Here is a 13,426-nt window from a genome sequence, read left to right as displayed (position 1 = left end):
CCAGCAGCGCCGGCAGCAGCGCCAGCGTCAGGAAGCCGTGCGCCACCGTCGCGCCGTACGGCGACTCGCGCGCGGCCCGCTCGGCGTCGGTGTGGATCCCCGGGAGCGCGCCGGCGGCGTCGGCGAATTCGGGGCCGAATTCGGCCACGATGGCCGGCATCGCGGCGCCGCCGGGCGCGGTCAGGCTGTGGGCGATCTGGTCGGTGTCGACGATGCTGGCGCCGCGCGCGGCGAACAGGTCGGCCACCGTGCTCTTGCCGCTGCCGATGCCGCCGGTCAGGCCGATGGAGAAGGGCAGTGTGGTCATTGGTGGCTTACAGGTAGGGATAGAAGTTGCGGGTGAATGCCATGATCGGGTCGCGGTACAGGAACACGATCAGGCCGGCGGCCGCCAGGTAGGGGCCGAACGGGATCTGGTAGTCGAAGCCGCGGCGGTTGGCGACCATCAGCCCGATGCCGATCACCGAGCCCACCAGCGAGGACATCAGCACGATGGCCGGCAGCATCGCCCAGCCCATCCACGCGCCCAGCGCGGCCAGCAGCTTGAAGTCACCATAGCCCATGCCGTCGCGGTGACGCACCAGTTTATACAGCAAATTGACGGACCACAGCGCCATGTAGCCGGCCACCGCGCCGATGACGGCGTCGCGCAGCGGGACGAAGGTGCCGTCGATGTTCATGATCAGGCCGGCCCAGATCAGCGGGTAGGTCAAGTCGTCCGGCAGCATCTGGGTGTCGAAGTCGATGAAGGTCATGGCGATCAGCAGGTACAGGAACAGCAGGCCGGACAGGCCGGCCCAGCCGCTGCCGAAGTGCCACACCACCACCGCCGACAGCGCCGCCGTCAGCAATTCGATGGCGGGGTAGCGGGCCGAGATCGGCGCCTTGCAGTTGCTGCACTTGCCGCGCAGGACCAGGTAGCTGAGCACCGGGATGTTCTCCAGCGCGGTGATCTGGTGCTGGCAGTGCGGGCAGGCCGAGCGCGGCACCATCAGGTTGTAGCGGTCGGTGTGCGGCTCGTCCTTGCCGGCCTCGACGGCGCAATAGTTGTCCGACTCGCGCTGCATCATCTTTGGCAGCCGGTGGATCACCACGTTCAGGAAGCTGCCGAACAGCAGGCCGAACAGGCCGGCGATCAGGCTGACGGCGAGTTGGCCCGCGGGCGCAAACAACAGGGTCGGTTCAAGCATGGAAGGTCAGGCCGCGTAGATAGTCACAGAGGCCCATATTAAAGCATTGCAGCAACATTGCGGTCGGTTTTTCAGGCATCGAGTCCCTCCTTGGGGGTATGGTAACTAAGTTGGAACTCAGGCAAGGTAGAGAACCTGCCACCCGTGTCGCGGAGCTCGTTCTTGTCCTGCCTTGTCGAGATCTTATTGCTGCTCCTGTCGGGCTGCCTGGTGCTGGCCTGCTTGTTACGCGCCAGGCGCCGCCATCGCCGGCAGTTGGCGCGGATGGCGGAGCGCGAACGCGCCGCGCTGATTTTGCAGGATACGCTGCTGCAGAACCTGCAGGGCCTGATCCTGCGCTTCCAGGGCGTGAGCCACCGCCTGCCGGAGGACAGCGCCGAACACGCCACCATCGAGGCCATCCTCGACCAGGCGGACGAGGTGCTGGCCGACGCGCGCGACCGCATGCTGACGCTGCGCGGCGCGCCCGGGGACGACGGCCCTAGACCACCGAACCGAGCTTGAAGATCGGCAGGTACATGGCCACCACCAGGCCGCCGATCAGCACGCCCAGGATGACCATGATGGCCGGCTCCATCAGGCTCGACAGCGAGGCCACCGCGTCGTCCACTTCCTCCTCGTAGAAGTCGGCCACCTTGCCCAGCATGGCGTCCAGCGAGCCGGACTCTTCGCCGATGGCCACCATCTGCGTCACCATGTTGGGGAACACCTCGGCGTTCTGCATCGCCACCGTCAGGCTGGTGCCGGTGCTGACCTCGTTCTGGATCTTGCGGGTGGCGTCCAGGTAGACCGCGTTGCCGGCCGCGCCACCCACCGAATCGAGCGACTCCACCAGCGGCACGCCGGCCGCGAACATGGTGGCCAGCGTGCGGGTCCAGCGGGCGATGGTGGCCTTGCGGATCACATCGCCGAACACGGGCAGGCGCAGCAGCAGGCGGTCCATGAAGCGCTGCATCTGCAGCGAGCGCTGCCACGCCCGGAAGAAGAAGTAGATGGCCGCGAACAGGCCGCCGAAGATCAGGTACCACCAGGCCACGAAGAATTCCGACAGCGCCATCACGAACAGCGTGGGCGCCGGCAGGTTGGCGCCGAAGCTCTTGAACACTTCCTTGAACGCCGGCACCACCCAGATCATGATCACCGCCGTGACGATGAAGGCCACCGCCAGGATCGACACCGGATACATCAGCGCCGACTTGATCTTGGCCTTCATGGCCAGCGTCTTTTCCTTGTAGATCGCCAGCCGGGTCAGCAGGTCCTCCAGGATGCCGGCCTGTTCGCCGGCGCCCACCAGGTTGCAGAACAGCGGATCGAAGTACAGCGGGAACTTGCGGAACGCCTGGTTGAGGCTGGTACCGGTCTCGATATCGGCGCGCAGGTCCATCACCAGCTTGGACACCGACGGATTGGCGTGGCCCTTGCCGACGATGTCGAACGATTGCAGCAGCGGCACGCCGGCCTTCATCATGGTGGCCAGCTGGCGCGTGAACAGCGAGATATCCTTGTCGGTGATCTTCTTGCCGCTGCGGTAGGCCTTCTTCTTGACCTTGGTGACCATGATGCCCTGGCGGCGCAAGGTGACGTTGACCACGGCCTCGCCGCCGGCGCGCAGCTCGCCGCGCACCGTCTTGCCGGTCTTGTCCTTGCCCTCCCAGGCGAAGATCGATTCCTTGACCTGGTTGCCCGCGTTGCCCGTAGTCGCCATGGCGTTGCTTCCTATTCGTTGGTACAGCCAAGTACTTCTTCAAGGCTGGTCAGGCCGTTCCTGACCTTCACCAGCCCGGACTGGCGCAGCGACTTCACGCCTTCCTCTTCCGACTTGGCGGCGATTTCCATGGAGTTGCCGTGCGCCAGGATGATGCTTTCGATGGCGGGCGAGATCGGCATGATCTGGTAGATGCCGACCCGGCCCTTGTAGCCGCCGCCGTTGCAGCGCTCGCAGCCGACCGGGCCGTAGGGCTTCCAGCTGCCGTCCAGCTCATGCTCCTTGAAGCCGGCCTTGAGCAGCAGCTCGTGCGAGATCTCCACCGGCTGCTTGCAGGTGCACAGCCGGCGCGCCAGCCGCTGGGCGGTGATCAGGATCACCGACGAGGCGATGTTGAACGGCGCCACGCCCATGTTCATCAGCCGCGTCAGCGTGGACGGCGCGTCGTTGGTGTGCAGCGTGGAGAACACCATGTGGCCGGTCTGCGCCGCCTTGATGGCGATGTCGGCCGTCTCGAGGTCGCGGATCTCGCCGACCATGATGATGTCCGGGTCCTGGCGCAGGAAGGACTTGAGCGCCACCGGGAAGGTCAGGCCGGCCTTGTCGTTGACGTTGACCTGGTTCACGCCCGGCAGGTTGATCTCGGCCGGGTCCTCGGCGGTGGAGATGTTGATGCCGGGCTTGTTGATCACGTTCAGGCAGGTGTACAGCGACACCGTCTTGCCCGAGCCGGTTGGGCCCGTCACCAGCACCATGCCGTAGGGGCGCTGGATGGCGTCGAGCAGCAGTTCCTTCTGGTCCGGGTCGTAGCCGAGCGCGTCGATGCCCATCTGCGCCTGGGTGGCGTCGAGGATACGCATCACGGTCTTCTCGCCGAACAGCGTCGGCAGGGTGGAGATGCGCAGGTCGATGGTCTTGGTGGGCGAGACGATCAGGCGCATGCGGCCGTCCTGCGGGATGCGCTTTTCCGAGATGTCCAGCTTGGCCAGCACCTTGATGCGCGAGACCAGCTTTTCCTTGATCGAGATCGGCGGCTGGGCGTGCTCCATCAGCACGCCGTCCACGCGGAAGCGCACGCGGTAGAACTTTTCGAACGGCTCGAAGTGCAAGTCCGAGGCGCCCATGTTGACCGCGTCCATCAGCATCTTGTTGAGGAAGCGCACCACCGGGGCGTCCTCGACCTCGTTGGCGCCGGCCTCGGCGGCAGCGGCGTTGGCGGCGGCCGAGGCGTCCTCCTCCTCGGCGAACTGGATGTCGGACTCGTCGCCGCCCAGGTCGCTGATGGCTTGCTCGCTGCTCTTGTTCAGGCGCGCCAGCAACTGCAGCAGCGCGTCGTGCGCCACGATGACGGGCTCGACGGTGGACTCGGTCTGGAACTTGATCTGGTCCAGCGCCTGGGTGTTGGTCGGATCGGAAATCGCCACCGACATCTTGTTGCCGCGCTTGGCCAGCGCGATCACGCGCTGCGCCTGCATCAGCTTGTTGTCGATGATCTTGGCAGGCAGTGCCTCGATGTTGAGCGCCTGCACATCCATCAGCGGATAGGCGAAGGTCTCGGAGCAGAACATGGCCAGCGCGCGGGCGTCGATGGCGCCGCTGGCCAGCAGCACGTCGATGAAGGCCAGCTTGTCGGCCACGGATTTTTTTTGCAGCATCTCGGCCTGGGCCGCGGAAAGGCGCCCGGCTTGCATCAATGCCCGTGCCAGCCCCGGCATCGGGGCGCCTGGCGCGGCGTTGGGTAGGACTGCTGCCATAGATGCGTCTGCTGGATGGGGGGCGTCACAAAATGATGCCTTCAGGCATCATATTTGTAAAGGCGTTTGTCGTTCCTCGGAAACGATTGTACTCCCCAATGTTGTATATCCAGCCGGATTAGTGCGTGCGGCGACTCCCCGGGCGTATCAATTTGACGACTTTGATCGCCTGGTCGTGGACTTGCACCACTTCGATGATGCAGTTGGCGACCTTGATGCTGATGGGTGCGTCTGGAATTTCTTGCAACAGTTCCAGCAGCAGGCCGTTCAGCGTCTTGGGGCCGTCCAGCGGGAAGCCCAGGCCGAGGCGCTTGTTGATGTCGCGCAGCGCGGTCGAGCCCTCCAGCAGGCATTCGCCCTGCTCGGTCCAGCCGAAGCTGTCGGCGCGGGCCGCGCCCGGCATCGATGTTGTAAATTCACCGATCATTTCCTCGATGATATCGTCCAGGGTGACCAGGCCCTGCACCTCGCCGTACTCGTCGACGATGATGCCCAGCCGTTCCTTGTTCTCCTGGAAGTACTGCAACTGGGTGAAGACGCCGGTGTCCTGCGGGATGAAGTAGGGCGTGCTGAGCAGGGAGCGGAAATGCTCGACGGTCAGCTCGTCCTCCTGGTTCAGCAGCGCCACCGCCTTGCGCACATGCAGGATGCCGATGATGCGGTTGATCTCGCCCTCGTAGACGGGCAGCTTGTTGTGGTAGCAGGTGGTCAGCTCGCGCTTGATCTCGTCGACCGTCAGCTCCAGGTTCAGCGCCTCGATCTGCGAGCGTGGCGTCATGATGTCCTCGACCGAGATGGTCTCCAGGTCGAACAGGTTGAGCAGGATGCTCTTGTGCTTTTGCGGGATGAAGTTGCCGCCCTCCAGCACGATCGAGCGCAGCTCCTCCGGCGACAGGCGCGCCTCGTGGGCGTGGGCGCCGGCCTTGATGCGGAACAGCTTGAGCACCAGCGAGACGAACAGGTTGACGAACCAGATCACCGGCTTGGCCAGCGCCATCAGCGGCTTGAGCACCATGCTGGTGGGCAGGGCGATGCGTTCCGGGAAGGTGGCGCCGATCACCTTGGGCGAGATTTCCGCGAACACGATCAGCAGGAAGGCCACCACGCCGGTGGAGATGGTGATGACGTTGTCGTCGTGGCCGAAGGTCTGGATGGCGATGGCGGTGACCAGCGCTGTGGCCATGGCGTTGATCAGCGTGTTGGCGATCAGCACCAGCGACAGCAGCTTATCGGTGCGGTCGAGCAGCCACAGGGTGGTGATGGCGCGGCGGCTGCCGCGTTTGGCCATATGGCGCAGGCGATAGCGGTTGGCCGCCATCAGGGCGGTTTCGGCCATGGCGAAGAAGGCCGAGCACAGTATCAGGAGGGCGAGCGCCAGAAATTGCGCCCAAAACGGCACGGTATCCAAGGGTCACCGTAAAGAATCTTGCGTGGGAAACTGGTCGGCCTGATCACTGCACCGGCCCAGACGGCATGGCCCCGAACCGCGGCCACAGAGTGTCGAATTCTAAGGCAAGCTTGGCTTCCATGCAAGTTGGGCGATGTTGCCTTATTTGGGTTTGCGGAGTTGAGCGAGGTTATAAGCTTTGTTTTTGTCGCGCTTCGATACGCTGAGGACGATGACGGTATGTCATAGTTCATCGAGGGAGACCTTGACGGTCTTTCCGCCCCGGCGTTGCCTTGCCAGTTCGGCTAACTCCAGATCCTCCAGCTTATCGATCAGTGCTTCGAATGCTACGGCTGACACCAGGTACGCGGTTGGCCGATTGTGGTTCAGAATCGCAATGGCCTCATCGCCGGCCTCCTCGATAATGGCGCCGAGATTGCGGCGCAGCTCAGTAATGCTGATAGTGCTTGTCGCGTAAATAGGACTCGTCAAAGCCATCTAAGCCTCCCGTGCGGAATACGAAAAATGTACATTTATTTGTACATTTTCGCATGCAATCTTAGACGTTGTGGCGGGTCTCCAGCAAGCTGGATCGGTCTCACCGTTTGACGAGCATCAGGGCCAGGGCGGCGATGGGGACGCCGTTTTCCTGGCGGGCGGTCAGCGGCTCGGCGGCTTTGAGCTGGAAACCGGTCTCGGCGGCCAGGCGTTCCAGGTAGGCCTGCGTGTGGGCGTAGCGGTTCGATGGACGCAGCGCGTAGTCGGCGCCTTCGCCCGCTTCCACCGTGAAGCAGAAGTGGCCGCCTGCACGCAGCGCACCGTGTACGCCGGCGAACACCGGCGCCAGGTCGCCGATGTAGACGAAGACGTCGGCCGCCACCGCCAGGTCCCAGGCGTCGCGCTGGCCGTCGAGATAGGTGGTCAGGTCGTCGCAGACGAGGGTGTCGTACAGCTTGTGCTCGGCGGCCTTGTCCAGCATCTGCCGCGACAGGTCCACGCCCGCCAGCTTGCCCGCGTAGGCCTTGAGGTAGGGCCCGCACAGGCCGGTGCCGCAGCCCAGGTCCAGCGTGTCGAACGTGCCGGGACCGGCGGTGCGGCGGATCAGGCCATCCAGATAAGACGGCGTTTGATAGTCCAGCACCTCCACCAGGTGCTGGTCGAAGTGATTGGCGTACTGGTCGAACAGCGAGCGGACGTATTCGGCCGGCAGCGCGGCCGGCGTCTCGCCCGCGCCCACCGAGGCCAGCGCGAAGGCGATGGTCTCGGGATTGTCGCCATGCGCCAGCGCGGCGCGGTAGGCGGCGATGGCCTCGTCGTTGCGCCCCATCGAGCGCAGCGTGTTGCCGCGCGCGTAGTGGGCCAGCGCGTAGTCCGGCTTGAGCGCCAGCGCCTGGTCGTAGCTGTCCAGCGCCGCGTCGAAGATACCCAGCCGGTGCATGGCCGCGCCCTGGCCGTTGTAGGCTTCGGCCCATTGCGGACGCAAGTGGATGGCGCGGTCGTAGCTTTCCACCGCTTCCGGCAACATGCGCAGGCAGTGCAGCGCGTTGCCGCGCGCGAACCAGGCGTCGGCGTTGCGGCTTTGCAGATGCAGCGCGTCTTCCGCCGCGCCCAGCGCGTCGAGGTAGCGACCCTGGTCCTGCAGCACGATGGCGCGGTTGCAGTGCGCTTCGGCGTAGGACGGCTGGATCGCCAGCGCGCGCTGATAACTGAGCAGCGCTTCGTCGAGCCGCCCCAGCCGGCGCAGCGCGTTGCCGCGATTGCTCCAGGCCATGGCGTAGTCGGGCAGCAGGGCGAGGGCGCGCTCGTGGCTGGCCAGCGCTTCATCGGCGCGGCCGGCGTCGAGCAGCGCCACGCCGAGATTGCAATGCGCCTTGGCCTGCGCGCCATCGACCGCGATCGCTTGCGAGATCAGCGCGATGGACGCCTGCGCATCGCCCTGCTGGCGCGCGATCACGCCCAGCAGATGCAGCGCGTCGAACTGGCGCGGGTCGAGTTCCAGCACCTGGCGGTACAGCGCCTGCGCCGGTTCCAGCCGGCCCTGTTGGTGCAGTTCCACGGCTTGTTGCAGAAAGGAGGCGATCAGCGCCGAGTGAGTTCCAGTCATAGTGTGCGCATCTTAGCCGATGCGGCACCGGGACGGGCGAAGATTATCAGCTGCCGCGATAAGTCGAATACGCCCACGGCGAGACGACCAGCGGCACGTGGTAGTTCTGGTCCGCGCTGGCGATGCCGAAGGCCAGCGTCACCTCGTCGATGAAGCGCGGCTCGGGCAGGTCCACGCCCTGCGCCGCGAAGTAGGCGCCTGCGCCGAACACCAGCTCATACTTCCCCGGCTTCATGGTCTCGCCCTCCAGCAGCGGCACGGAGCAGCGGCCGTCGGCGTTGGTGACGTCGGTCTTGAGCAACTCGCGGCCCTGCGCCGTGACGGCGTACAAGGCCACCTTGACGCCGGCGCCCGGCTTGCCGGCGGTAATATCGAGAACGTGTGTACTAAGCTTGCCCATATTAAGTCCTATATCGGGAGGTGATGAGTATCTATTGGACAAATCATATACCGATGCCGTTCTACGCATATATGATTGCAGATATATTCCTCATAGACTAGCCAGCGCCATGACCAACTACGACAACTATCCGCGCGACTTGATCGGCTACGGCCCGAAGCCGCCGCACGCCCAGTGGCCCAACCGGGCCCGCGTGGCCCTGCAATTCGTCCTCAATTACGAAGAGGGCGGCGAGAACAACGTGCTGCACGGCGACGCCGGCTCCGAGACCTTCCTGTCCGAGATCATCGGCGCGGCCTCGTTCAGCAACCGCCACATGAGCATGGAATCGATCTACGAGTACGGCTCGCGCGCCGGCTTGTGGCGCCTGCTGCGCATGTTCGAGGAGCGCAAGCTGCCGCTGACGGTGTTCGGCGTCTCGATGGCGCTCAAGCGCAACCCGGAGGCGGTGGCCGCGTTCCAGCAGCTGGGCCACGAAATCGCCTGCCACGGCCTGCGCTGGATCACCTACCAGAACATGGACGAAGCCACCGAGCGCGCCCACATGCAGGAAGCGGTGCAGATCATCCGCGAGCTGACCGGCAGCGCGCCGCAGGGCTGGTACACCGGCCGCGATTCGCCGCAGACCAGGCGCCTGGTGGTGGAGCACGGCGGCTTCCGCTACGACGCCGACAACTACGGCGACGACCTGCCGTTCTGGCAAAAGGTGGACTACACTGATGCCGAGGGCAAGCCCGCCGTGGCGCCGCAGCTGATCGTGCCGTACACGCTGGACACCAACGACATGCGCTTCGCCGCCGCGCAGGGCTTCAACTCGGGCACGCAGTTCTTCGATTACCTGAAGGACGCCTTCGATGTGCTGTACGCCGAGGGCGACCCGGCGGGCCTGAACCAGCCGAAGATGCTGTCGATCGGCCTGCACTGCCGCATCGTCGGCCGGCCGGCGCGCGCGGCGGCGCTGGCGCGCTTCCTCGACTACGTGCAAAAGCACGATAACGTGTGGATCACCCGCCGTATCGACATCGCCGAGCACTGGCGCAAAACCCATCCCTTCGCAGGTTGAGGCCAAGATGTCCGAACCGATTCGTTTTTACTACCGTGGCGCAGTGCAGGAAATCTCTGGCGCCGCGCCCACGCGCACCGTGCTGCAGCACCTGCGCGAGGATCTGCACTGCACCGGCACCAAGGAAGGCTGCGCCGAAGGCGATTGCGGCGCCTGCACCGTGGTGGTGGGCAGCCTGAACGCCGCCGGCCAGCTGGAGATGAAGGCCGTGAACTCCTGCATCCAGTTCGCCCCCACGCTGGACGGCAAGGCGCTGTTCACCGTCGAGGACCTGCAGCAGCCGGACGGCGCGCTGCATCCCGTGCAGCAGGCGATGGTGGAATGCCACGGCTCGCAGTGCGGCTTCTGCACGCCGGGCTTCGTCATGTCCCTGTGGGGCATGTACCTGGACAAGGACGGCCGGCCAGCGCAGCGCAAGGAGATCGACGACTGCCTGTCCGGTAACCTGTGCCGCTGCACCGGCTATCGTCCGATCATCGACGCCGCTCACCGCATGACCGAACTGTCGAAGATCGGCTTCGACCGCGCCGCGCTGGCCGAACAGCTGCGCGCCCTGCAGCGCGACGCCGGCGCCAGCTACAGCGCGCACGGCCAGACCTTCCACGCGCCGCGTACTTTGGATGAACTGGTGGCGCTGCGCGCCGCGCATCCGAAAGCCACGCTGCTGTCGGGTTCCACCGACGTCGGCCTGTGGGTCACCAAACAGATGCGCGACCTTGGCGACATCATTTATCTCGGCCATGTCAGCGCGCTGCAAACCGTCAGCGAGGCGGACGGCATGCTGAACATCGGCGCTGGCGTATCGCTCAACGATGCATACGAGGCCTTGTGCCGCCTGTATCCGTCGCAGTTGAGCGAGATGTGGCAGCGTTTCGCATCGCTGCCGATCCGTAACGCCGGCACCCTGGGCGGCAACGTCGCCAACGGTTCGCCGATCGGCGATTCGATGCCGTGGATGATAGCTGTCGGCAGCGAGGTGGTGCTGCGCGGCCCGGCCGGCGAGCGCGTGATGCCGCTGGAAGCGTTCTATCTCGACTATCAGAAGAAGGACATGCGGCCCGACGAATTCGTGGCCGCCGTGCGCGTGCCGCTGCCTCGCGAGGGCGTGCAGTTCCGCACCTACAAGCTGGCCAAGCGCTTCGACCAGGACATCTCGGCCGTCTGCGCGGCGTTCGCGTTCAAGCTCGATGGCGATCATATCGTCGACGCCCGCATCGCTTTCGGCGGCATGGCCGCCACGCCGCGCCGCGCCGCCCGCGCCGAAGCCTCGCTGAATGGCTTGCGCTGGAACGAAGCCAATCTGCGCGTGGCGATGGACATGCTGGCCCAGGACTTCGCGCCGCTGTCGGACATGCGCGCCTCCAGCACCTACCGCATGCAGACGGCGCAGAACCTGCTGCGCCGCTTCTGGTTCGAAACCCGCGCCGATGCACCGCTGGCGGCCGATGCCGTCAACGCCTTCGCCTGCCGCGCTTGAAAGGAGCCATCATGAATCAACCAGTCGCTCCCTCGCTGCTTGCCGCGCAGGCGTGGAAGGCGGTCGGCGTCGCCCGTCCGCATGAATCGGCCGAGCTGCACGTGCTTGGCCAGGCCACCTACACCGACGACATCCCCGAGCTGCACGGCACGCTGCATGCGGCGCTGGGACTGTCGTCCAAGGCGCATGCCCGCATCAACGCGATGGACCTGTCGCCGGTGCGCAGTGCGCCCGGCGTGGTGGCGGTCTACACGGCCGAGGACATTGTCGGCACCAACGATTGCGGTCCTATCATCCACGACGATCCTATCCTGAGCGCGGGCGAGGTGATGTACGTCGGCCAGCCGATCTTCATCGTCATCGCCGACACGCACGACAACGCCCGCCGCGCCGCGCGCCGCGCCGTGATCGGCTACGACGAGCTGCCCGCCATCTTCACGCCGCAGGAAGCGAAGGCCGCGCAGTCGTATGTGCTGCCGCCGATGCATCTCAAGCGCGGCGATTACCAGGCCGCGTTCGAGCAGGCGCCCAATGTGGTCAAGGGCCAGTTGTTCGTCGGCGGCCAGGAGCAGTTCTACCTGGAAGGCCAGATTGCCTACGCGATCCCGAAGGAAGACCACGGCATGCTGGTGCAGTGCTCGACGCAGCACCCGAGCGAAATGCAGCACGTGGTGGCGCATGCGCTGGGCGTGCATTCGCACAAGGTGCAGGTCGAGTGCCGCCGCATGGGCGGAGGCTTCGGCGGCAAGGAATCGCAATCGGCGCTGTGGGCGGCTTCGGCCAGCATCGCGGCGGCCAAGCTGCGCCGCCCGGTCAAGCTGCGCGCCGACCGCGATGACGACATGCTCGTCACCGGCAAGCGCCATTGCTTCTTCTACGAATATGAAGTCGGCTACGACGACAGCGGCAAGATCCTCGCCGCCAAGGTCGACATGACTTTGCGCGCTGGCTTCTCGGCGGATTTGTCCGGCCCCGTGGCCACGCGCGCGGTCTGCCACTTCGATAACACCTACTATCTGTCGGACGTGGACATCCGCGCCGGCTGCGGCAAGACCAACACCCAGTCCAATACCGCCTTCCGCGGCTTCGGCGGCCCGCAAGGCGCAATCGCCATCGAGTACATCGTCGACGAAATCGCCCGCAACCTGGGGCGCGACGCGCTGGATATTCGCCGCTTGAACTTCTACGGCAAGACCGAACGCAACGTCACGCCGTACGGCCAGGAGATCGTCGACAACGTGATCGAGGCGTTGACGGCGGAGCTGGAACAGACCAGCGAATACCGCGCCCGCCGCGCCGCCATCGAAGCGTACAACGCCACCAGCCCCGTGTTGAAAAAGGGGCTGGCGATGACGCCGCTGAAATTCGGCATCGCCTTCAACGTCACGCACCTTAACCAGGCGGGCGCGCTGGTGCATGTGTATGTGGATGGTTCGGTGCTGGTCAATCACGGCGGCACGGAGATGGGGCAGGGCATCAACACCAAGGTGATGCAGGTGGTGGCGCATGAACTGGGCCTCGACCTGGATAATGTGCGCGCCACGGCCACGGACACGAGCAAGGTCGCCAACACCTCGGCGACGGCCGCCTCCACCGGCGCGGACTTGAACGGCAAGGCCGCGCAGGACGCCGCGCGCCAGATCCGCGAACGCCTGGCCGCCTTCGCCGTCAAGCTGTATGGCGATGAGGATGGCGTGCCGGTGCAGTTCTTCAACAACGCCGTGCATGTGAATGGCCATGTGGTGCCGTTCGCGGAGCTGGTGCAGCGCGCCTACCTGGCCCGCGTGCAGCTGTGGTCCGACGGCTTCTACGCCACCCCCAACCTGCATTGGGATCCGAAGACGATGAGCGGCCATCCGTTCTCTTACTACGCCTACGGCGCCGCGGTCTCCGAAGTGGTGGTCGATACGCTGACCGGCGAATGGAAGCTGCTGCGCGCGGACGCGCTGTACGACGCGGGCCGTTCGCTCAACCCGGCCATCGACCTGGGGCAGGTGGAGGGCGCGTTCATCCAGGGCATGGGCTGGCTGACCACCGAGCAGCTGTGGTGGAACCCGGCCGGCAAGCTGATGACGCATGCGCCGTCGACGTACAAGATCCCCGGCGTGTCCGACTGCCCGGAGGACTTCCGCGTGCGGCTGTTCGACAACGGCAACGTCGAGGACAGCATCCACCGTTCCAAGGCCGTGGGCGAGCCGCCGTTGCTGCTGCCGTTCTCGGTGTTCTTCGCGATCCGCGATGCGATTTCCGCCGTCGGCGGGCACCGCGTGAATCCGCCGCTGAACGCGCCGGCCACCAGCGAGGAAATCCTGCGCGCGGTGGCCATCGTGGAAATGTCGGCTTGAG

Annotated in this window: 12 protein-coding genes; 4 read left to right on the top strand and 8 right to left on the bottom strand. The window is 65.3% G+C overall.

Annotated features, from left to right (window positions below):
* Positions 1-307: dephospho-CoA kinase (locus GTP90_RS12555; protein WP_161083859.1), on the bottom strand; the 307-nt coding region annotated here is incomplete at its 3' end.
* 7 nt (positions 308-314) lie between these two features.
* A complete protein-coding gene (locus GTP90_RS12550) occupies positions 315-1,190 on the bottom strand; it encodes a prepilin peptidase (RefSeq protein WP_161083858.1) in 876 nt (291 codons plus the stop codon).
* Between the two features lie 186 nt (positions 1,191-1,376).
* On the opposite strand from GTP90_RS12550, the gene GTP90_RS12545 reads away from it, so the two are divergent.
* Positions 1,377-1,694, top strand: coding sequence for a sensor histidine kinase (locus GTP90_RS12545; RefSeq protein ID WP_161083857.1), 318 nt, complete (start codon positions 1,377-1,379; stop codon positions 1,692-1,694).
* On the opposite strand, the gene GTP90_RS12540 is transcribed toward GTP90_RS12545, so the two are convergent.
* The 6 genes from GTP90_RS12540 to uraH all read right to left on the bottom strand — a co-directional run bounded on the left by GTP90_RS12540 (position 1,672) and on the right by uraH (position 8,540).
* Positions 1,672-2,895 (bottom strand): type II secretion system F family protein, encoded by a 1,224-nt coding sequence (locus GTP90_RS12540; RefSeq protein ID WP_161083856.1) that lies wholly within the window; start codon positions 2,893-2,895, stop codon positions 1,672-1,674. The genes GTP90_RS12545 and GTP90_RS12540 overlap by 23 nt on opposite strands.
* Before the next feature lie 11 nt (positions 2,896-2,906).
* Positions 2,907-4,649: a type IV-A pilus assembly ATPase PilB gene (gene pilB / locus GTP90_RS12535; RefSeq protein WP_161083855.1), complete on the bottom strand. Its 1,743-nt coding sequence runs from the start codon at positions 4,647-4,649 to the stop codon at positions 2,907-2,909.
* Between the two features lie 118 nt (positions 4,650-4,767).
* Positions 4,768-6,057: an HlyC/CorC family transporter gene (locus tag GTP90_RS12530; RefSeq protein ID WP_161083854.1), complete on the bottom strand. Its 1,290-nt coding sequence runs from the start codon at positions 6,055-6,057 to the stop codon at positions 4,768-4,770.
* A gap of 222 nt (positions 6,058-6,279) precedes the next feature.
* Positions 6,280-6,534 carry a type II toxin-antitoxin system Phd/YefM family antitoxin gene (locus GTP90_RS12525; protein ID WP_161083853.1) on the bottom strand — a complete coding sequence of 85 codons (255 nt, stop codon included), beginning with the start codon at positions 6,532-6,534 and terminating at the stop codon, positions 6,280-6,282.
* A 100-nt stretch (positions 6,535-6,634) separates the two neighbouring features.
* Complete coding sequence (locus GTP90_RS12520) at positions 6,635-8,140, bottom strand: tetratricopeptide repeat protein (RefSeq protein ID WP_161083852.1); 1,506 nt, start codon at positions 8,138-8,140, stop codon at positions 6,635-6,637.
* A 46-nt stretch (positions 8,141-8,186) separates the two neighbouring features.
* A complete protein-coding gene (gene uraH, locus GTP90_RS12515; RefSeq protein WP_161083851.1) occupies positions 8,187-8,540 on the bottom strand; it encodes a hydroxyisourate hydrolase in 354 nt (117 codons plus the stop codon).
* A 109-nt stretch (positions 8,541-8,649) separates the two neighbouring features.
* Between uraH and puuE the strand changes: the two genes are divergently transcribed.
* From puuE to xdhB, 3 genes are read left to right on the top strand one after another with little or no spacing between them, the layout of a single operon-like run.
* Positions 8,650-9,603, top strand: a complete 954-nt coding sequence (puuE, locus tag GTP90_RS12510) for an allantoinase PuuE (RefSeq protein WP_161083850.1) — start codon at positions 8,650-8,652, stop codon at positions 9,601-9,603.
* Between the two features lie 7 nt (positions 9,604-9,610).
* The gene (gene xdhA, locus GTP90_RS12505) at positions 9,611-11,080 is read left to right on the top strand and encodes a xanthine dehydrogenase small subunit (RefSeq protein WP_161083849.1); all 1,470 of its coding nucleotides are present in this window, start codon (positions 9,611-9,613) and stop codon (positions 11,078-11,080) included.
* Between the two features lie 11 nt (positions 11,081-11,091).
* The gene (xdhB, locus tag GTP90_RS12500) at positions 11,092-13,425 is read left to right on the top strand and encodes a xanthine dehydrogenase molybdopterin binding subunit (protein ID WP_161083848.1); all 2,334 of its coding nucleotides are present in this window, start codon (positions 11,092-11,094) and stop codon (positions 13,423-13,425) included.
* Position 13,426: the final 1 nt, after the last annotated feature.

Origin of the sequence: Duganella vulcania (assembly GCF_009857655.1) — a bacterium.
Taxonomy (GTDB): domain Bacteria; phylum Pseudomonadota; class Gammaproteobacteria; order Burkholderiales; family Burkholderiaceae_D; genus Rugamonas; species Rugamonas vulcania.
The sequence above is the reverse complement of the archived record's forward strand: the minus strand, read 5'-3'. Positions and strand labels throughout refer to the sequence as shown.